Below are 21,037 nucleotides of genomic sequence, written 5' to 3'. Positions count from 1 at the left end.
GGAGGAAGTTTGGAAGCAATTTTAATAGTGCTCATTGTTGCCCTGCTTAATGGCTCTATTGTATTTATTGACAGCTTCTTGACGGATATAGTGCCTATGACCTTATATTCTGAAAAGTATATGACAGTTGTATCCGGTGTAGATCTGGCAGAGACCTTATTTGATGTGACATTTGGATTTGGGGTATCTATGATAATTTTGAAGTTTCTAAAAAAGGGATTTGAAATCTATGTCATGTGGACTGATGGGGATGCCGACGAAGAACCTTTATATCTTTTGACCAATTTTCTAAGAGCTTTAGCAGTAGCTATATGTTTCCCAACACTTTATGGGTGGCTTGGGGGCATTGTTGAAGATATGACAGATCAACTTCTCACAACCATTGGAGTAGCTACAGATTTTGATTGGCAGGCATGGGTAACGGGCATTTCATCTTTAGGACTGGTAACGGCAATATTTGGTCTGATATTTTTAATATGCTACTTTATGCTATACTTTCAATTCTTAATGAGAGGTCTGGAAATTTTGATCCTTAGAATTGGAATCCCTATGGCTTGTGTGGGTCTTTTAGATAATGACAAGGGAGTTTTTAAGTCATATATCAATAAGTTTTTTCAATCAACTTTAGCAATTGTCATTCAGATTTCTCTGGCAAAATTAGGTGTTGGACTCATGTTAAATATGCATATTTTTTGGGGAGTAGCCTGTATGGTTCTAGCAATAAAAACACCAAAATTCTTACAGGAATTTCTTATTACAACTGGTGGTGGCGGTACCGGAGCTATAAATAATATCTATCATAGTGTAAGACTGGTAGGGATGGCTAAGAATCTTGCAAAATAAAGGATGTGCTTTGATGAAATGAATTTTATTGAAAAGGTGGTGCATAGGCAGTGGTGACTATTGACGACATTTCCATTGCTGTAATCAGTCTTATTAGAATTGGAGCTGTTGCAAGATTTATTTATTGTACGGTTCGATTATCTGCTGCCGAAGAAGAGTCAACTCAATATAGAAAACGAGCTAAGAACACAGTGATTTTCTATATTATTGCCGAAAGTATCTGGCAGATCAAAGATTTAATACTGTATTACTACAAAAGTTAGTGATGTAAAGGAGGATATGATGGAAGAAAAGCTTTATATCCCAATGGGAGTAAAAACCGAAACAGAAATCTTTTCTGGTTTTGGAAGGAAGCAACTCCTGCAGTCTGTAATAGGTTCACTGGCAGCCGGAATGCTTGCTTTTATTATATGGCTATTTTCACAAAGTGCAGCACCAACAATGGTATGTATTTTAGCTGGTATCATTGGTTCGGTGATGATGACAACCAAGGATCAGACCAATCTATCTGTTGTAGACCAGGTTCAGAATATGATCCGTTTTGCAAGAAGTCAGAAGTATTATCCATATGCTTATGGCGATGAATGGGGCATGACTTACAGAAAGAATAAATGACAAAAGGAAGGAGCAAATCTTAGGAATGAATGTGTTGATATTAAAGGGGTGCTTATTTGCAGTATTGCTTATATTCGCTGCTTTATGGGACTTAAAAAAAAGAGAAATACCTGACACGATTGTAGTGCTTATATTATCAACTGGGTTTTTAGCCATACATCCATGGAATGCAGTTATGGGTTTTATTATGACAGGATTGCCGTATCTGCTTGCAGCAGTCTTTATTAAAAAAGACAGTGGTTTTTCAATGGGCGGCGGTGATATAAAGCTGATGGCAGCTTGTGGGTTTGTGCTGGGGATTACCTTTGGTACATTACATAGTATCATTTCACTTACAATGGCTTTGATTTTTGGATTATGCTTAAGATGTCATGATAGTAATAAAAGAATTAATACTATGACACTACCTCTTGCACCGTTTTTCTGTGCAGGAGGTATTTTTTCTTATATAACATATTATTTGATGACAATTAAAAATTGAGGAGGCAATTGGTTATGAAATTGAATTTTATGAAGAGCCGAACAGTTATTGGTCTTATATGTATTGTTCTTTCGCTTTTTATATGCTTTATACTTACACCTATGTTTAACAGTGGACTAAAAGCACACACAGAAATAATCAGGATATCATCTGATATGAAAAAAGGAGAGATAATTACTGACGATAAGCTGGAAGTTGTAAAGGTTGGAGCATATAATCTTCCGCAGAATATTATTAAGAGAAAAGATGATGTTATTGGGAAATATCTTAGTTCTGATCTCATGAAAGGTGATTATATTTTGGCTTCAAAGGTAACAGACAAGCCTATGGTTGAGTTTGAGTACCTTAATGATTTGGATGGAACTAAATTGGCAATGTCTATCACAATAAAATCCTTTGCAGCTGGTTTATCGGGTAAATTGGAATCAGGTGATATCGTGACTCTAATTTCATCAAATTACGACAATATGGGATCTGCGACTATTCCACCGGAGCTTAAATATGTAAAGGTATTGGCTGCAACTACAGAAAGTGGATTGGATAAGCAACAAGCACAAGTAGAAACAAAGAAAGAAGACAAGGAAACGGAATTGCCTTCAACACTGACTTTACTTGTAAATACTGAACAAGCAAAGGTGCTTGCTGATTTGGAGCAAAAGGGTAATATTCATGCTACCTTGGTTTACAGAGGCTCTAGTGAAAATGCAAAGAAATTCCTGAATGAGCAGGATAACTACTTTAAAGGCAAAAGTGGTACAGAAAATACGATAAAACAAACGAAATAGGAGGAAGTGCGATGAGTAGCAAGGGAAAACAAATGCTGGCAGTATGGGGAAGCCCAAATAGTGGCAAGACAATTGCTTCAATAAAGCTTGCCAAGGAACTCAGCAGTAAAAAGAAGAATGTTTTGCTCATCCTGTGTGATGATATTTGTCCTGCATTACCAACCATCTATAAATCAAAAGAACCTATAGAAGCTTCAATCGGAGATGTTTTAGCAGCTTCTAACATTACGCAAGAAGTAATCTTAAAAAACTGTGTTGCTATAAATGGCAATCCATATTTGAGTTTATTAGGCTATAAAGCTTGTGAAAACCCCTATTTCTATGCCGAGTATGGAAAGGACAGAGCAGTAGATTTTTTTGTACTTCTACGGCACATTGTTGATTATGTGGTAATTGATTGTTCCAGTATATTAACAGAAAGTGTTTTATCTACAGTGGCTTTGGAAGTTGCAGATAACGTATTAAGGCTTGGGAGATGTGATTTGAAAAGCATCTCTTATTTTATGTCCATGCTGCCATTATTGGGAGAGCAGAAGTTTAAGTCTGAAAGCCATATAAAAGTATTATCCAATGCCAAACCTATGCAGGATATAGAAGAGTATAAGAATGCTTATGGCGGTATATCCCATATATTACCTCATGTGCAGGATATCGAAGAACAAGCGGCTTCGATTACTTTATTTGATGAAATCAAAGGAAAATCGGCAAAAGATTTTGATTACTCAATTAAAGCTATAGTAAAGGAGGTCTTTGGGAATGAGTAGAAACCTTGGCCTGTTTTATAATATGGCAAAGAACAAAAAAGAATTTACTGAAGTTTTAAATGAATTACAAGAATACCTTTCAAGCAAATATGCCACGATAATTGTAAATAATCCGGGAAGTACAGTAGGTTCAAAGGGAGATAACCAGCTAGGAGAGCAAAAACAACAAATTACCGCTTACATTGCCAAATATCTTGCTGATTATAGCCTGAGCGTTGAGGGAATGAGTGCTGATGAGCTCATTGAACGGTTATATACTGAGATGGCTGAATTTTCTTTTCTCACCCAGTATCTGTTTGTAACAAATATTGAAGAAATCAATATTAATAGCTGGAAAGATGTTAAGATTACCTATTCAGATGGAAGAGTTGTTCCAGCCATAGAGAGGTTTAACAGTCCGGCACATGCTGTCGATGTGGTTAGAAGGCTTTTGCATAAATCGGGGATGATTCTTGATAACTCACAGCCAGGAGTTGTAGGCCATCTTTCAAACAAAATCCGTATTACTGTTTTGGGTAATCCCATTACTGATTCGGATAAAGGAGTAGCAGCCTCCATTCGTATCATCAATCCTCAAAAACTATCAAAAGAAGACTTTATCAATAACAATACAGCTACAGCCCCAATGCTTGATTTTCTAAGTATATGCTTAAGATATGGCTTATCCATGTGTGTTACAGGGAGTACAGGTTCAGGGAAAACCACTCTTATGAGCTGGATATTATCCAGTGTCCCAAATGAAAAGCGTATTTTTACAATCGAAAATGGATGCCGTGAGTTTGATCTTGTGAGGGAAGATGAAAATGGTAATGTAACAAATAATATTGTACATACTGTTACCAGATACTCTGAAGATAAAAAGCAAAATATAGACCAGGAAAAATTGCTCGAGTATGCTCTTACATGTAACCCAGATATTATCTGTGTGGGAGAGATGAAGTCAGCAGAAGCTTTTGCAGCACAAGAGGCTGCAAGAACAGGGCATGCAGTTATTACAACTACTCATGCCAATAGCTGTATAGCTACTTACAATCGAATGGTTACTTTATGTACTCAAAAGTATGATATTGCAGATAAGACTTTGTATAATCTTGTAACTGAGGCTTTTCCCATAGTGTTGTTTGTAAAAAAACTTGAAGATGGCAGCCGTAAAGTGATGGAGATAACAGAATGTGAAATATTAGAGGATGGGACTAGAAAAATCCATACCTTATTTCGCTACAATGTTATTGAAAACACGGTTGTAGGTGGCAAATTATCCATTAAAGGAGAATATCAGAAAGTACATAATATATCAAAGAGTATGCAAAAAAGACTTCTTGAAAATGGGATGCCAGTGAGTTTGCTTGAATGCATAATGGGAGGAGTTGATGTATAGGTGATGTTTCTGATACTGATTGCACTAGTTGGTTTAATATTGGGTTCTTTTCTAACATTAAATCTATCAATTTTTGAGTTTGTAGAAAATCTTTTCAAGCCATTTCAAAGCCGTAAAAAAACTATAAGTAAAAGGATAGAAGAAGTAAAAAATCCGAAGCCTTTAAGGGGAATTCGAAAAACGGTAAAAGAAGCAGGGGACGTATTAACCTTAATGGGAAAAGGAGCAAAGTTTGGAACGGTATTTGCTCTCTCATTTATCTTTATGGTGGCAGGTATTTTTACTTCAATTCTTATGGACAATATTCTCATGATTCCTGTTGCCGCAATAGGTTTATCCCTTATCCCTTTTTGGTATCTGATATTTATATCGCATTCTTTCAAAAAACAGGTAAATGCAGAATTGGAAACTGCTTTATCGATTATTACATCAAGCTATTTTAGAAATGAAAGTATAATTACTGCTGTTCAAGAGAACATAGCATATCTCAATCCTCCAATATCCAATGCATTTAAGACATTTTTAACACAGGCAAATATGATTAATGTAAATGTGAAGCAGGCACTTAGCGATATGAAGCCAAAGCTCAACCATCATGTATTTAGTGAATGGGTAGATGCAATGATTGCATGTCAAGAAGATAAAACTCTTAAGACTACGCTTACACCCATTATATCAAAACTTTCGGATGTAAGAATTGTATCGGCTGAATTGGATTATCTGATGTATGAACCGTTGAAGGAGTTTATTACCATGGCACTGTTATTAGTTTTGAATATTCCACTCATCTACTTCCTGAATAAAGATTGGTTTAGGGTGCTTGTGGATACCGTAATGGGAAAAGGAATACTGGCAGTATGTACATTGGCCATTTTTGTTTCCTTGGCAGCAGTTATCAGAATTACAAAACCAATAGAGTATAAAAGATAATTAGGAAAGGGGTTTTCAAAATGATAAATAATACTACAATTAAACAGAGAGATTACGAAAGGGCTTCCAGTCTATTAGGGAAGCTCTTCGCATTTGATTCAGACATTACAGATGAAATCAACAAGTGTATTCAAATAAACGGAGTGGAGGGCTTTTTTAAAAAGCTCGAATCCTTTGATTTTTCAGCAGATATTTATGAAAAATTGAATGCTGTCAGGCTTGTTCTTTTTGGTCTTGGAGAAGATGTTTTGAATCCAGAATCTGTAGATATAAAATCGAAAGCCGTGGAAGGTGGTGCAGGGTTTGAAGCAAAATTATGATGAATCACATCTTACCAGCTTTATCAAAGGACTTACAAGTCTGACAGGACTTTCAGAAAGAAAAGTAAGACAATATGCTTCAGAGAATAATCCATTCAATGTATTGGAACATCCGGGTATCATTGATCCCAATAAACAGCAACTGGATAAAATAAATATACTGAATGAATTTATATCATCCTACAGACTTCTGAAATTGTATGAAAAAGATAATAAAATAACACTCAATTCAGCAGCAACTGCCGGTGAATATTTTGTATCAATTCTAGGAGGTATCAAGGATAAAGAGAAATTTATGGTTGCTTTTTTAGACAGCGGAAATAACGTAATTGAAGCAAAGGTTTTGTCAGAAGGAACTATCGGTGAAGCAGTTGTGTATCCAAGGGTAGTATTAAAAGCAGCACTTGATTGTGATTGTAAATCAATGATTATTGCTCATAACCATCCTGGGGGAAGCATGGTTCCTTCTCTACAAGATAAACAGCTTACGCAGAATTTGGTCTCTATTTTTACTCCTCTTCAGATAAATGTTCTTGATCACATCATTGTTGCAAATAACAGTTATCTATCAATGGCTGAAAAAGGCATGATTCCAAAGGCAATAGAGAGTATTTGCTATGATCCGATTCAGTCTGGCAATATTTCGGTTGCAAATGAAGATGAAAAAGATTTTCACGCTTCTTTGAATGATTCTACCTTGAACATTGACCTAATAGAGCAAGACTTAGAGGAGGAATGTGAATGGGAGAGATGATGATATTTTTCTTGATTGGATTATTTGCATTTTTCCTGTCGATTGGATTATTCAACATATCAGCACATCTGTTTCATTTGCCGAAGATTGCGACTACAAAGGCAGTAATTAGTGTTGCAAGGCAGGATAAAAAGAAAACAAAAAATATAGAAGCCCTTATATTTGAGGCAGCAACAAAGTTATCAAAACTTATAAGACTGGATGATTATAAAAAAAGAAAATTGACAGCAACTCTTAAATCGGCAGGACTTAAGATGACACCAGAGACATACATAGCAAAAGCATGGATAAAATCAGGGCTAATAACGTTATTGATTATACCGGTACTTCCTTTGTTGCCAATTCTTACACCTGTAATTATATTGCTTTCCATAGCCATGCTGTTTAAGGATATGCGTGCTGCAGATGAAATTGTCAGACAAAAACGTGAAGAAATTGAGTATGAATTGCCAAGGTTTGTATCAAATTTAACTCAATCTCTAAAGGCTACCAGAGATGTGCCGGCCATATTAAAGTCCTACCAAAAAAGTGCAGGAGAGAAGTTCAAACAAGAGATTGAAATAACCATTGCAGATATGAAATCAGGAAATGAGGAAACAGCACTGACCAGACTTGAAGCAAGAATAGGCAGTGCTATGTTATCAGATGTGGTGAGAGGGCTTATTTCAGTCAAGAGAGGAGATAATGGTGTAATTTACTTTGAAATGCTTAATCATGATTTTAAGCAGTTGGAAATCCAAAAGCTGAAACTCCTTGCTATGAAACAACCGGGAAAAATCAAGAAGTATTCTTTTATGATGTTAGGATGCTTTTTGATAATGTATTTAGGAATTCTTGGATACGAGATTATGAGAGCTTTTGGAAATATGTTTTAGTGGAAAGGACGGTTGCTATTTGAGGATGCTAATGAATAAAAAGGGAAACAGCTTTGTGGATGCATGTGTTGTTGTATTGGTAATTGCAATGCTTATTGCTGTTGTAATCAAGGTAATGCCTGTATTTATAGCAAAGCAGCAGCTAGATACATATGCAAGTGAGCTATGCAGGACTGCTGAAATATCCGGTAATATAGGAAGTAATACAACGGTAAAATCAGAACAACTTTCCCAGGATACAGGATTAAAACCGACAATCATATGGTCAAAGACGGGTGATATTCAGCTTAACCAAGAGTTTACGGTTACTTTAACAACAACTGTTAATATCGGTCTATTTGGAGAGTTTGCATCATTTCCTATAACTTTGACTTCTAAAGCAACAGGTGTATCGGAGGTATATCACAAATGATTAAATTCAGAAAAATTCTTCTAAATAAAGGAGGCAGTTCTACACCGCTAATAGTGGCCATTGTTCTTGTAATCATTATTCTATCCAGTGCAGCTTTTGAATATATGAGACTTATGATTGTAGCAATGGGTATAAGGGATGCTGTACAATCTTCAGTGATTGATGTGGCTACTGAGAATTGGGATGAGGTTTATAATGGCCTTAGGGAAGGATATTCAGGAGGATATACCTTAACTGGCTCAAGTTGGAGTGAGAATATCAGTACGGGGAACATTTATGAAAGGCTCAAAGAAAACCTAAGCTTGGTACAAGAAGGCGATAAATATGTAAAGTATGCAGGAAGTGATTTGGAGTATGCCATTTCAAATCTATGTGTTGATGTGAAGAATGCTCCTTTAGCACCTACGAATGTAAGTGGAACCAATCAATTTACTGTTGAAGGGACTGTTGATATTACTGTACCACTATCTTTTGGATGGGAACATTTACCCAATTTGAAGTTTAAATTAAAGCTGGAGGCAGGATATGTACCCAAGTTTTAATATGAAACATAGTGCGTATAATTACTGTAGACATTACGAAAGTTAGGTGATATAATATGAAGTAGTTGGAAGATTTTGATTGATTTTTAGAGTTTGTTTTCAGATAGTAGTTTATTTTAGCCTTTAATTAAGGAGGTACATGAAAATGGAAAAGATGTCTCCCAGAAAACAAAAGGGATTAATTGTATCTGGATTGTTATTACTTTGTGTAGCAATTGGTGTAGGGATATTTTCATTCATTGGTAAGGATAAAAATATTTCTGAAGTTCCTATAGCCACTCAGCCAACAGATAGTGCTGCATATGTGGATGAAATCAAGGATACTGCAACACCTGTTCCTATTCAGCCCACTGTTACAGAAGTTGCCCCCACTATCATTGAGAGTGGCACAGCAGTTGAAGCTACAACAAAACCAAATAATATTCAATTAACAGAAGTATCAGAAAAACCAGAACCACCAGAAAAGCCGGAAGCGGCATTGACTACGGAGAAGCCACATGAAAAGCCAAAGGATAAAGAATTGACCAATCCAGATAAAAAGCCACAAACGACGGTGAAACCTGTTGAACCTGACAAACCAAAAGATAAAACTCATCAAGGCGGAGAAACAAACGACAAGGGTGAAACATATGTGCCTGGCTTTGGATGGGTAAAAGATAGTGGAGCAAACGTTGGCGAAAAAAGTAATTCAGATGGAGATTGGAATAAACAAATAGGAGATATGAATTAAGGATCGTCATAGAAATAACTTCGTATTCTCAAGGACAAAACCCGGTGATTTAACGGGTTTTGGACGATGAGAATCGACTGTTATTTCATGACTATCCATTATTAATAAACGAATGAATTAGAGGTGAGTCATTAGGATTTGCCTCTTTTTTATTTGCTGATATTAAAATCAATTAATTCTTTACATTTATCTATCGCAATATACCGTTAGAGCGTTCGTTATTTTGCTCTGCTAAATGTAAGATTAATAGTGATTTTAATATAGAAAGGAGAACAGGATGAGAAGAAAAATATTTACAGTCATATTTATTTGTATGGTTGTGTTATCCTCAATAACTGCCATATATGCTGAAGGAGATGGGAACATTGATAATGGCTCTGGTGGAATGGGAAGTGGTACAAACCAAAACTCATGGACTCCGGGCAATGATGGTGTAAGGGTAACAGTTGTTGATGCAAAAACAGGAAAAACAGTTGGTAGTAGTATCGATTATACAAATAAAACTCCAGCTTCAAGCATTATTCACTTTGGGAAGGTATCCAAAATTCAATACAATAATGGGACATCTTTATCCCCTGTAAAAGGCGGTTATTATTATAAGAATCCAACAAATCCTCTGCCTAAAATAATAAGCAGTGGTAGTGGAAGCGCAAGTATTGAAACAATAAAAAAGTACTTTTGCTCTGATGGTGCAGCCAAAATGATTGCCAATGATGTTGGGATTAATTTTGACCAGCTTGTTAATGGGAACTATAAGCTGCTTTTAGAGCCGATTGCATATTTTAAATATCAAGGAATTCAAATGGGTATGACAGCACATGAAGCTGCACTTTATGATCAACTGCGAAGTGGAGCCTTAAGAAGTAAAATGGTAAGCCTGACGCATCAAAACTTGCCACTAGCGATGTTTTTGGAAAAGTCAGATCTAGGATTTCAAGCATGGACAGGTTCAACATCAGGAAAGCAGTCAAATAGTACAATTCTCACATATTTAGGTGTTGGTATTGTAAGCTATAAGGATGCTCCATCATCAGAACCGGTAGATACAGCTATAGAATATCGTATAAATACTGAAGTTATTACTGCCGTTACCTTAAGCTCATCTTATGAAATTAACCCAGATAGCCCAGCAACGGTGACTTTTAATGTGGGTGGTAAAGTCTACACAATGAGTAACATAGTGATTCCTAAAAGTGAAAGTCAAGTGGTTTGGTGTAAATGGACAACTCCTTCAACTGAACAGAATGTCACGATAACAGTAAGTGCAACGAAAGGATACCTAAGTGAAAATGTCATAAAAGCAAAGATTGTTGACTTGGATAAAAACCCTCCCCCAAACCCTACTGCCAATGATAAAAATAATGGATTTAAACCTGTGAGTATGCCACGTAAAAGTCAGAAAACATATGCTACATGGAGCGTATGGTGGGCTAAATGGCATACGTATTGGGTCTGGGTTTCAAATTGGCAATGGTGTGACCATGGTGATTGGGGACATTGGGTAGACAATGGATATTGGGTAGATAAAGGCTGGTATGATTTTTATACCAATGTATATGAGGCAAATCTAACAGCAACGAGTAAAATCATGCCGGATATTAAATCTCCAACTGCATCATATAAAAATATGAAAAGTGGATATGGTATCAATAATGTAGTGCAAACAAATCTAATATCTTCTGCACCAACCAGCCATATAACGGGAGCTCAAACAGTAGTCAGTTACTTTCCTGAGTTTGAATATAGAACTTATTGGAGACTTCTTCAATGTACACAAAGTGGCTACTATGCAAAGTTTGAATTCAAATCAAATCCATATAGCACGTATGGTCAGAAATGCCATTTTACACCTGTCTGGTATCCAAATGGACAGTACCAGGTCTATACCTATACATTAGATGCTTGGACGCCTGCTGGAATGTTATCAATAAATCTTAATGATTATGTGAATATTTCTGGCTCATTATATGATGATTGGCATATTGCACCTAAATAATAACGAGGAGGATTAGCATGGATAAAAATAAAATCAGGGTTCTTGTAGTAGAACCACAAAAACAGCCTTATGTTATGGAAGTTGAAAAGGATTACAGAGCGATGCAGAAGATAGTGGGTGGTTCTATTGAATATGCATATCTTTCAGATGATGCACACATTTATTGCAATGCTGAGGGAAAGCTTTTAGGGCTTGAGGGTAATCGAAGGCTTGAGGACAGAGATATAATTGCAGGAACCTTTTTTATATGCAGTGACGATGGATATGGAGATGACATTTCACTAACGGATGAACAAATTGAAAAATATACAGAGAGGTTTAAAGAACCAGAATAGTTCTCCTATTTGGAAATTAATGAACAAGCAGAATCCGTTGTTATCGAATCAGCCTATAGTGTTAAAGAATTCCTAAACAAAATAGGCTTGCTTCAAGAAGATGAAGATTTTGAGAGATAGTTTTGGGGCTATCAACGATAAAAATAATTGGAGGAAAAGCTATATGGTGGTACCAATCATTATGATTTTGCTTTGTGCGGCTATGGGGGGTGGAGCATACCTCTATATTAAGAAAGCCGATAGTAAGAAATCGCTGCAAGTAGATGAACAGCTAAAAACAGCGAATGAGTTTGTAAATGTTAAAGATATCAAAGACAAATTTCTGTATACAAGAGATAGTATGGTTTTGTGTTTTCTGAAAATCAACCCCATTAGTATTGATCTGTTCAGTAAGAGTGAAAAGAACTTAATCATTAAGCAATTGACAGCGGATATATCAGGTATCCAGCACCCATTTAAATTCATTGCTGTTTCAAGACCTGTAGATATTTCACCACTTATTACGGAATTGTCTGAACTGCTTGCAACAAGTGATTTAAAGCAAAAGGAACTTTTGAAACAGGAGATACTTGAAATGAGTACTTTTGCCTTATCTGGAGAAGTGGTGGAACGACAATTTTACATAATACTATGGGAAAAAGATGATGAAGGAGCCCAGAAGGATTTACTTGTAAGAGCCAAAGATTTATCAAATAATTTTATTGATAATGGTATTGGCTGCGATATTTTAGAGCAACAGGATATTGTTAGACTATGTAATCTTATAAATAATCCTGCATACATGCATTTAGAAGATTCAAATTTTGAGCCAAGCATCCCTATTATCAAAGGAGGCGTTTCGTTATGATTGGGATTAAAAAGCAAAAGACGGAGTTTGTTCCTGTAAATGAAGCACTGTTAAATGTAATAACTCCAATGGGTCTTGAGATAAAAAGAAATAGCGTGGTTATTGGTGAAAATACCGGAAAAGTTTATGGAGTTGTGAGGTATCCCCAAAAAGTTGATGTTGGATGGCTTTCAAAAATAACAAATATTCCAAGCACCATTGTATCTATTGGCATAAAACCGGTAGACAATGGTGCTTTAATTTCTGCCATTAGTAAAAGTATTATTCAAAATCGAGGAACTGCAGAAAGTGCAAAAGACCCATTAACACGTCAAAGGGCTGAAAAATCAGCAGAAGATGGTGAAAGAATAATGCTTCAGATTGATCAAAATGGTGAAACAGTGGCATTGATGAGTCTCTCAATAATGTCTATAGCATATGATGAAAAGAATTTTATAAAAGTGGGCAGAAGAGTAGAAAGTGTGATGAATGTGATGAAGTGTAAAGTCAGAACTCTAGCGAATCTTCAAAAAGAGGGATTACAAACCATTTCTCCAACCTATCCGACAAGTCCTGTCATTGAAAACATAGTACAACGCATCATCCCCATGAGCACATTTGTAGGCGGGTTTCCTTTTGCAAGTTCAGGCTTTAATGATGGCAACGGCTATTACTTTGCCAAGGATAACAATGGGGGCTTGGTTATTGTAGATACATGGAAACGAGGCAATGATAGAACCAATACCAATATGGTTGTCATGGGAGTGGCTGGAGTTGGTAAGTCTACAGCAATAAAGCATATTATGCTATCTGAATACATGAAAGGTACAAAGTTATTAATTATTGACCCGGAATCCGAGTACAAAGATCTGTGCCTTAATCTCGGTGGAGACTGGATTAACGCTGGAGGTGGAACTAACGGAAGAATAAACCCTTTGCAGATTCGTCCAGCACCTTGTGACAGTGATGATGAGCCTGATGAAAAGGGTGGTAAGCTTTATGGTGATGTGGATGGGATGAGTGATATGGCACTTCATGTCAAGAACCTCGAAATCTTTTTTCAATTATATCTTCCAAGCCTGAGTGATATGCAAAAAGCAATACTAAAACAAAGTATTGTAGAGCTTTATAACAGATTTGATATCTATTGGGATACAGATATTAAAGGAATTTCAAGTGATAAATTTCCTACCTTTAGTGATTTGTATATGCTGATAGAAGAAAAAGTGAAAGCAAATAAAAACAATCAGTGCTATAAGGATTTGTCATTGCTTTTATATGATATTGCAAATGGCAGCGACAGCTTTTTGTGGAATGGGAAAAGTACCATCGAAACACATACAAGATGTATTTGCCTGGATACACATAGCCTGCAAAATACAAGTGACAATATTAAAAGGACGCAGTATTTTAACCTTTTAGGTTGGTGCTGGGAAGAAATGAGCAAGGACAGAACAGAAAGAGTACTTTTAATATGTGACGAAGCATATCTAATGATTGATCCTCAAGTGCCACAAAGTCTTGTTTTCCTTAGAAATGTAGAAAAGAGAGCAAGAAAATACGAAGCAGGACTCATAATTATTTCTCATAGTGTAGTAGACTTTCTTTCTCCAGAAATTAAAATGTATGGACAAGCCCTTTTGGATATTCCATGTATTAAGCTGATTATGGGATGTGACGGTCAGAATTTAAAAGAAACCAAAGAACTCTACAATCTGACAGAAGCAGAGGAAGAACTTTTGGAGAGTAAACGACGTGGGCATGCTTTGTTTGTCATAGGTTCCAAACGGCTACATGTAAATTTTGAGATTCCAGAATATAAGTTTAATTATATGGGGAAAGCTGGCGGAAGATAAAAATAGTGTGATTGGGTGCAGACTTTAATGGTTTGCACCTTTTATCGTTTAAGAGAGGTGTTTATATGGCAGTTAATCCTGTTGTAGCAAAGATAGTTGCACAGTTGGCTATTAAAGCAGCTACTGATGCAGAAACAAGGAAAAGACTCTTGATACTTATCCTTGCTCCTATATTATCTGTTTTGCTCATTATTACAATGTTCTTTTATATTCTTACCAATCCACTGGAATTTTTGGGGCAGTTCTTTGACAGCGATTCCTTGACTCAGGTAGAACAACTACAAAATGATTTTGGAATGTATCAAAGTATATTGGAGACTGATACAGATTATGTTGAAAGCTATGGACAAAGTTTTGAGGGAGTAACTATATCCAATGAAGGTGAAACCCCAGTTGTTTATTATAATCAGCTTGATAGTAGATGGGCGGATAAACCCTATGGAACAGATGATATTGGGGGATATGCGTGTGGGCCCACTTCAATGGCTATGGTTGTATCGAGCCTTACAGAAACTACAATAGATCCTATTCAAATGGCAAAATGGGCATATGAAAAGGGCTATTGGTGTGAGAATAGTGGTTCATATCATACACTGATTCCAGGGGCAGCAAAAGCTTATGGATTGAATGTCTATGGCTGTTCAGCGAGTGAATCTCAGCGTATTGTGGACGCTTTATCATCAGGCAAGCTTGTAGTTGCTATTATGTCAAAAGGACATTTTACTTCAAGCGGACATTTTATTGTACTTAGAGGAGTAACAAAAGAAGGAAAGATACTTGTCGCAGATCCGGCAAGTAATAAAAGAAGTAAAGAGGAATGGGATTTATCAATCATATTAAATGAAGCAAGTAAACATGCAGGTGCAGGGGGACCATTCTGGATAATCGAAAGCAAGGGGGCTCAAAATGAATAGAAAAATTATGATTGAATTGATTATATATGCAGTTGTTGTTATTGTGGGACTTATTTTACTTTTTACCTCAAATACAAATACACTCAATAAAAAGAATGATTTACATAATGGAGGTGCAGGACATGCTATTATATCTGTCCAGTAGCGGAAAGAGTGAACTTTTAGACTTTTTGGAAGTAGAAAATGAGCAGAAATCGGATTTGCTGGTAAAAAAACTGGTAGGCAGGTTTTCGTTAAAACAATTTGTAGTGAAGGATATGAGAAATTATCATAACTATAAATGGTTTATGGTTGATATAGCTTGTATTGAAGATACTCTGGAAGATTTTATAATAGCAGTCCAGTCTTTTCAAATGATGTTTAATAGCCGTATTATAGTGGTTTTATCAGGCACAAGTGATAATAGACATATTGAAAAGCTATTGGAACTGAAAGTTACTGACATTATAACAGCTACTTCTGGGGAAGAGCTAAAAGATGAGATTAGAGAATGCTTGAGTAAGGATGGGATGCAAAGATATAAGCAGCTTGTACAACCTGAAAAGCATGAAATTATAAAACCCATTGATAACAAACCAGATGAGATAGAGATACCAAAATATAAGTGGAAAGCTCAAAATGTTAAAATTGCAATCGCAGGAGCCGACCGAAGAAACGGTGTAACGGTAACGGCTTTTAACTTTGCAAACTGGCTGATAGCCCGTGGAGCCACAGCTTGCTATGTTGAAATGAACATGAATAGGGATTTGCATTACTTGATTGAGAGATACACCTATGAAAAAGTAGGTGAACATTATCCAATAGGTGATGTGGATTGCTTTTTGATTAATGAAGTTGATAAGGAATATAACTTTATTATCTATGATTGTGGTGTTTTGAAGGAAATGACAAGTACTTTTAAAAATGCAGATAAAAGGCTAGTTTGTGGAAGTCTTCTGCCTTATGAGGAAAAGAACTACTCGAAACTTTTAAAACTATGTGGAAATTTAACGGTTAATAAAATGGGTCTATGTGTGCCCAAAGAGTTTCAAGAAGATTGCAAAACAACCTTTGGAGAAGAGCTGCTGATTGCGGAAGCTTCACATGATTTATTTAGTGACAATGTAAATGAGCATATCTACCAGCCTATTATTGAGGAGTATATTTTAATGGATAAAAAGGGTTAGGGAGATGAAAATCTCCCTGATACACTAACGAGGAGGATATCATGGCAAAAATTGAATTTATGACAAATGCTTTTCAATCAGATTTAAAGCCAAGGGCAAGGCTTGTTCTTAATTGTCTTGCTCTTCATTGCAATAAAGATGGGCAATGCTTTCCTTCAATTAGAACAATAGCCAGAGAATGCGGATATAGTGTTAATACTGTAAAGCGAGCATTGGATGATTTAGTTAAGGCTGGGTTTGTTGTTAAGGAAGCAAGATTTGATAAGGAGCGTAAACATGGAGGACAGACTTCAAATTTGTATACACTGAATATTGTGGAGACAAAGAAGGATGAAAAACAGGGAGTCAATGAGGAGAAGGGCAAAAATAACGAGAAGGAAGGTAGTTTGAAAAAGGTAGCCGTTAAAAAGGATAATGTGAATAGTGGGCTGGGGGAAACTCATTTGTGTAATGATGATTTTCGTGAGATTAAAAGAGGAGAAAAAAGATACAGCAGCTATGAATTTACATGGGCTGGGGAGCAGCCCAAAGGTGCATCCCCTTGAAATGTACAGTTGAAATAAAATAATGTACTTATGAGAAAAGAAGTATTGATATAAGATATGGTTTAGGATGTTATATAAAAATAGAAGGTAAGATGTTTAGATGGTGCTTAATTATTGTAAAATGTCGGAAATAGGGATATAATTGGATGATGGAAACATTTATATTGATAATAATAAAACGTACATTAAGCAAACAAAAACTTTAGAATGGAAGATAGGGATTGTAGCATTACTGTATTACTGTTAAAATAAAAAATCGAATTTGGGGGTATTGCATGAGAACTATATTTGAACTTTGTAAACCAAGAGAAAGTGTTTTTGATGAGAAAAAGCGTGAGGATGTCCTAAACTTATCTGATTTATTAGAAGGCAATATTGATCCTGCATCTTTCTTTGAGGAAAACTACCTTACTAATGGTATGACAGTATTATTTGATGCTGCTTTTAAGCGATTTCTAGGTGAAGGAGCTTCAGGTGTTATTAAACTAACCCAAGCTATGGGTGGAGGGAAAACGCATAATATGTTAGCACTTGGATTAATTGCAACTAATCCAGATTATCGTTTGAAATTCCTACCCGACGAGAAATATACAAAGATAGGTAAAGTTAGAATGGTAGCATTTACTGGTCGTGAGAGTGATGCACCTTTTGGTATTTGGGGGGCAATTGCAGAACAGCTTGGCAAAAAAGATATGTTTAACCAATATTATAGTCCGCTTTCTGCACCGGGAGAAACGGCATGGATTAAGTTGTTAGAAGGTGAACCTTTATTAATTCTACTTGATGAGCTTCCACCTTATTTGGAAAATGCCAAATCAAAGACTATTGGAAATTCAGATTTGTGTACTGTAACATCAACAGCTCTTGCAAACCTCTTTTCAGCACTTGGGAAAGGACAGCTTTCAAATGTGTGTTTGGTGGTGTCTGATTTAAAGGCAACATATGAAAGCGGAAGTGAACTGATACGGTCTTCCTTTAAAAATCTTGAAAATGAAGTTAATAGAAGTGCATTGAATATTGAGCCTGTTGGAAGTACGTCCGATGAGGTTTATTACATATTGAGAAAAAGATTGTTTGAAAATATGCCTGAAGCTAATGAAATTAATCAGGTTGCTCTTGGCTACCAAGAAGCAGTTTCGAATGCTAAGAAGATGAGTTTTACAACTGTAACACCTGAACATATTTACACAGGAATTAAAGATAGTTATCCATTTCACCCTTCAATCAGAGATTTGTATGCAAGGTTCAAAGAAAATCCCGGTTTCCAGCAAACCAGAGGATTGATTAGACTTATGCGCCAAATTGTAACCGGGCTGTATGCAGACAATGGGAAACACGCAAAAAATAAGTATCTTATTAATGTTTTTGATTTTGACCTGAACGATCGCAATATGCTTACTACAGTATCACAAATCAAGCCTGAACTTTCTAATGCAATTGCTCATGATATTGCTTCAAATGGAAAAGCTGTAGCAGAGGAAATCGATTCACAGTATCAGCAGAACCTTGTAAGTGATGTTAGTAAACTTATACTTGTAGCATCCCTTGCAAATGTTCCAAATGCATTGTTAGGACTTACACTGAGTGAAGTAATTGCAAATCTCTGTGAACCTAATAGAGATATTGCAGGACTCAAAAGAGCCTTAGATGAGTTTCAGATGAGAGCTTGGTATTTGGAGCATGATAAAGATGGAAAGCTATTTTTTAAGAATACAAAAAATATGATCGCTGAGCTTCATTCGCTTGTTGAATCATATGATAATGACGGAGTGAAATCTACAACACTAAAAAAATTTTTAACTGAGAAATTTAAGCCTAATACAGGAGATTGCTATCAGGACTTATTAATATTTCCTGCTGTTGACGAGATTAATCTGTCTCAAGACAAAGTATCTTTAGTATTATTTGAACCATACACAGGAATAGGCTTACATCCTGAATTGCAAAAATTCTATGATAATGCTCTTTATAAGAATCGTGTGATGTTTTTATCCGGGGGCAGAGACACAATGAATAGGCTTTATGCTGCTGCCAAGGAATTAAAAGCAATTGAGCGTATTATTAAAAATATGATTGATGAAAAGGTGCCCGAAGACAATCAACAGTTCCAACTAGCTCAGGATACTAAGATTAAAAAAATTACTGCTGTGTTAAGTGCCGCACAGCAGACATTTGGTGTGCTTTATTACCCAAATAAAAACGGAATACAGAGTGCTGATTTCTCGATGGAGTTTAAAGGTAATAATTATAATGGTGAAGACCAAATAAGAAAACTCTTGATTGAAAAACAAAAGCTAACAGATAAAACAGTTGACGACACAATGAGACGTAAGTGTGAGGACAGGCTCTTTACTAGAAAAGAAATGAGATTCTCTGAAATAAAAAGTAGAGCAGCTACAGAAACTTCTTGGCAATGGCACCATCCTAAGGCACTGGATGCGTTACTTTCAAGTTGCGTTGAAAAGGATTTATGGCGTGCTCATGGAGAGTATATTGAAAAGGGACCCTTTGCTAAAGAACCTACAAGTGTAACTGTGTCTCAAAAGGGTGAAAACGAGGAGACAGGGAAAGTTACTCTCCGATTGATGCCTAAGTTTGGGGATAAGATTTATTATGAAGTAGGAGCACCAGCAACAACAAGCTCACTTCAAGTGGAAGATCCTAATAATTTTGAAACGACAGAATTAAAAGTGTCTTTTCTTTGTGTTGATAGCTCAGGTGAACATCCATCAGGTGAACCTACTCTATGGACTAGAGATATTAAAGTAAGGCATAAATTTGTTGATACTGGTAATGGACAGACGTTGCATTTGAAAGCCCAACCGGGAGTAAAGATAAAATATACAACCGATGGCTCCGATCCAAAGGAAAATGGTGGTGTTTATGAAGGAGAGGTTCTTATACCTTCAAACACTAAATTTGTACAGGTTGTTGCAGAATATGATGACAGTTTTTATGACTCACAAACAATCCGTGTTGATATTAACAAGAAAAAAGAACTTGTGATAGATAAAGAAAGACCGCTTTTATTGATGCACAGTTTCAAAGCAAAAGATACCAAAGAGAGTTATGATAACTTGGCAGTTTTCAAGAAATATGCAGATGTTCTTTGTGATGTGCGGATTGTTTTATTTAAATTAGATGATAAAGGTAGTGACAGTGGATATATTGAATTGAATATTGATACAAAAATTGCTACTACTGCTGAAATGGTTGAAATTGCTATTGACAATCTTAAGAATTCATTCATTACTAATGGTAGGGCAAATATTGAATTTGAATGTGGAAGTGTTTCATTTAAAACAGGTCAAGCATTTTATGACTTTGTTAATGAAAAACAAATTAGTTTGTCTCAGTTTAGACAAGAGGAGATAAAAATAAAATGAGTGAGAAGCTAAGAACCTTGGGGTTTGGATTTCGTCCTGAGGAGAGCTTGCACCACTTTTTAGTTCACGTACCCGCAAAAGCAGAGGCTACCGTTACGATATATGAGCGGTTTTCATGGCAATATGATGTGCGGGAACAAAAAATTAATATGTATGATGAGGATAAGGCGAAGGCTGAGATCTCAAAACACAAGTGGAAGCTCTTGATGGAGGTAATGCAGACAGAATTTAATGCAAGATTAAAAAAAGCAAAAAAGCCGCAAGGCAAGTTTATAATAGGGCAAACTCCTGTAGAAAGGCTGCTGGGGAAAGAGATGCTTCTTCTGGTGTGGGCGGTTGAGGATTGTGATCCGGCTGTTATACCAACTGCTACTCGAAACTGGTTAGGTCTTGCCCCGGAAGAACGCTGGTGGCTGTATACAATGACAAATGCTGCTACAGGTGGGTTAAATGACCGCACAGGATGGAGAAAAGCTCTTCGATATGCATTAACAGAAAATCCGATTGAAGAGCAAAGGCAGTACTCTCTTTTTGATATGATGATTAAAAAGGGTGAAGAGGAATAATTTGAGGAGTGTGAATAT

At 36.2% G+C, this 21,037-nt stretch carries 24 protein-coding genes; all 24 read left to right on the top strand.

The features are described from left to right. Positions 1–9: 9 nt before the first annotated feature. Positions 10–843: a conjugal transfer protein TrbL family protein gene (locus Bccel_RS23120; RefSeq protein ID WP_036935448.1), complete on the top strand. Its 834-nt coding sequence runs from the start codon at positions 10–12 to the stop codon at positions 841–843. A gap of 50 nt (positions 844–893) precedes the next feature. Beyond that, positions 894–1,106 (top strand): hypothetical protein, encoded by a 213-nt coding sequence (locus Bccel_RS23115; RefSeq protein ID WP_036935450.1) that lies wholly within the window; start codon positions 894–896, stop codon positions 1,104–1,106. Positions 1,107–1,122: 16 nt separating this feature from the next. Beyond that, positions 1,123–1,458, top strand: coding sequence for a hypothetical protein (locus Bccel_RS23110; protein WP_338053613.1), 336 nt, complete (start codon positions 1,123–1,125; stop codon positions 1,456–1,458). A 25-nt stretch (positions 1,459–1,483) separates the two neighbouring features. After that, positions 1,484–1,939, top strand: a complete 456-nt coding sequence (locus Bccel_RS23105) for a prepilin peptidase (protein ID WP_036935454.1) — start codon at positions 1,484–1,486, stop codon at positions 1,937–1,939. 14 nt (positions 1,940–1,953) lie between these two features. Next, complete coding sequence (gene cpaB / locus Bccel_RS23100; RefSeq protein WP_050753763.1) at positions 1,954–2,724, top strand: Flp pilus assembly protein CpaB; 771 nt, start codon at positions 1,954–1,956, stop codon at positions 2,722–2,724. 11 nt (positions 2,725–2,735) lie between these two features. Further along, the gene (locus tag Bccel_RS23095) at positions 2,736–3,488 is read left to right on the top strand and encodes a ParA family protein (protein ID WP_036935456.1); all 753 of its coding nucleotides are present in this window, start codon (positions 2,736–2,738) and stop codon (positions 3,486–3,488) included. Next, a complete protein-coding gene (locus Bccel_RS23090; RefSeq protein WP_036935458.1) occupies positions 3,481–4,866 on the top strand; it encodes a CpaF/VirB11 family protein in 1,386 nt (461 codons plus the stop codon). The genes Bccel_RS23095 and Bccel_RS23090 overlap by 8 nt, the downstream gene beginning before the upstream one ends. Before the next feature lie 3 nt (positions 4,867–4,869). Beyond that, the gene (locus tag Bccel_RS23085) at positions 4,870–5,796 is read left to right on the top strand and encodes a type II secretion system F family protein (protein ID WP_457920549.1); all 927 of its coding nucleotides are present in this window, start codon (positions 4,870–4,872) and stop codon (positions 5,794–5,796) included. 20 nt (positions 5,797–5,816) lie between these two features. Next, complete coding sequence (locus Bccel_RS23080) at positions 5,817–6,116, top strand: hypothetical protein (RefSeq protein WP_036935462.1); 300 nt, start codon at positions 5,817–5,819, stop codon at positions 6,114–6,116. After that, complete coding sequence (locus Bccel_RS23075; protein WP_036935464.1) at positions 6,100–6,870, top strand: JAB domain-containing protein; 771 nt, start codon at positions 6,100–6,102, stop codon at positions 6,868–6,870. Before Bccel_RS23080 ends, Bccel_RS23075 begins: the two co-directional genes overlap by 17 nt. Continuing rightward, positions 6,858–7,745 (top strand): secretion protein F, encoded by an 888-nt coding sequence (locus Bccel_RS23070; RefSeq protein WP_081926681.1) that lies wholly within the window; start codon positions 6,858–6,860, stop codon positions 7,743–7,745. Before Bccel_RS23075 ends, Bccel_RS23070 begins: the two co-directional genes overlap by 13 nt. A 31-nt stretch (positions 7,746–7,776) precedes the next feature. Continuing rightward, on the top strand, positions 7,777–8,157 hold the full coding sequence (locus Bccel_RS23065) for a DUF4320 family protein (protein WP_242853026.1): 381 nt from the start codon (positions 7,777–7,779) through the stop codon (positions 8,155–8,157). Then, positions 8,154–8,699 carry a hypothetical protein gene (locus Bccel_RS23060; protein ID WP_050753762.1) on the top strand — a complete coding sequence of 182 codons (546 nt, stop codon included), beginning with the start codon at positions 8,154–8,156 and terminating at the stop codon, positions 8,697–8,699. Before Bccel_RS23065 ends, Bccel_RS23060 begins: the two co-directional genes overlap by 4 nt. A gap of 145 nt (positions 8,700–8,844) precedes the next feature. After that, positions 8,845–9,429: a DUF6550 family protein gene (locus tag Bccel_RS23055; protein WP_050753761.1), complete on the top strand. Its 585-nt coding sequence runs from the start codon at positions 8,845–8,847 to the stop codon at positions 9,427–9,429. A 277-nt stretch (positions 9,430–9,706) separates the two neighbouring features. Next, positions 9,707–11,425 carry a DUF8193 domain-containing protein gene (locus tag Bccel_RS23050; protein ID WP_036935466.1) on the top strand — a complete coding sequence of 573 codons (1,719 nt, stop codon included), beginning with the start codon at positions 9,707–9,709 and terminating at the stop codon, positions 11,423–11,425. Between the two features lie 17 nt (positions 11,426–11,442). After that, positions 11,443–11,760, top strand: a complete 318-nt coding sequence (locus tag Bccel_RS23045; protein ID WP_036935957.1) for a DUF3846 domain-containing protein — start codon at positions 11,443–11,445, stop codon at positions 11,758–11,760. Between the two features lie 163 nt (positions 11,761–11,923). Next, positions 11,924–12,607, top strand: a complete 684-nt coding sequence (locus tag Bccel_RS23040; RefSeq protein WP_036935468.1) for a hypothetical protein — start codon at positions 11,924–11,926, stop codon at positions 12,605–12,607. Continuing rightward, the gene (locus Bccel_RS23035; RefSeq protein WP_036935470.1) at positions 12,604–14,442 is read left to right on the top strand and encodes a VirB4 family type IV secretion system protein; all 1,839 of its coding nucleotides are present in this window, start codon (positions 12,604–12,606) and stop codon (positions 14,440–14,442) included. Before Bccel_RS23040 ends, Bccel_RS23035 begins: the two co-directional genes overlap by 4 nt. A 65-nt stretch (positions 14,443–14,507) precedes the next feature. Next, complete coding sequence (locus tag Bccel_RS23030; protein WP_036935472.1) at positions 14,508–15,356, top strand: C39 family peptidase; 849 nt, start codon at positions 14,508–14,510, stop codon at positions 15,354–15,356. Beyond that, on the top strand, positions 15,349–15,501 hold the full coding sequence (locus Bccel_RS30770) for a hypothetical protein (RefSeq protein ID WP_162838937.1): 153 nt from the start codon (positions 15,349–15,351) through the stop codon (positions 15,499–15,501). The genes Bccel_RS23030 and Bccel_RS30770 overlap by 8 nt, the downstream gene beginning before the upstream one ends. Then, the gene (locus Bccel_RS23025) at positions 15,479–16,522 is read left to right on the top strand and encodes a hypothetical protein (RefSeq protein WP_036935474.1); all 1,044 of its coding nucleotides are present in this window, start codon (positions 15,479–15,481) and stop codon (positions 16,520–16,522) included. Before Bccel_RS30770 ends, Bccel_RS23025 begins: the two co-directional genes overlap by 23 nt. A gap of 41 nt (positions 16,523–16,563) precedes the next feature. Next, entirely contained in the window at positions 16,564–17,067 is a 504-nt protein-coding gene (locus tag Bccel_RS29210; RefSeq protein WP_081926683.1) for a helix-turn-helix domain-containing protein, read from the top strand. 275 nt (positions 17,068–17,342) lie between these two features. Next, complete coding sequence (locus Bccel_RS23015) at positions 17,343–20,453, top strand: DUF499 domain-containing protein (RefSeq protein WP_036935476.1); 3,111 nt, start codon at positions 17,343–17,345, stop codon at positions 20,451–20,453. Further along, complete coding sequence (locus Bccel_RS23010; protein WP_036935478.1) at positions 20,450–21,019, top strand: DUF3780 domain-containing protein; 570 nt, start codon at positions 20,450–20,452, stop codon at positions 21,017–21,019. The genes Bccel_RS23015 and Bccel_RS23010 overlap by 4 nt, the downstream gene beginning before the upstream one ends. Positions 21,020–21,037 lie beyond the last annotated feature (18 nt).

Source organism: Pseudobacteroides cellulosolvens ATCC 35603 = DSM 2933, assembly GCF_001262605.1.
GTDB classification, from domain to species: domain Bacteria; phylum Bacillota; class Clostridia; order Acetivibrionales; family DSM-2933; genus Pseudobacteroides; species Pseudobacteroides cellulosolvens.
The sequence above is the reverse complement of the archived record's forward strand: the minus strand, read 5'-3'. Positions and strand labels throughout refer to the sequence as shown.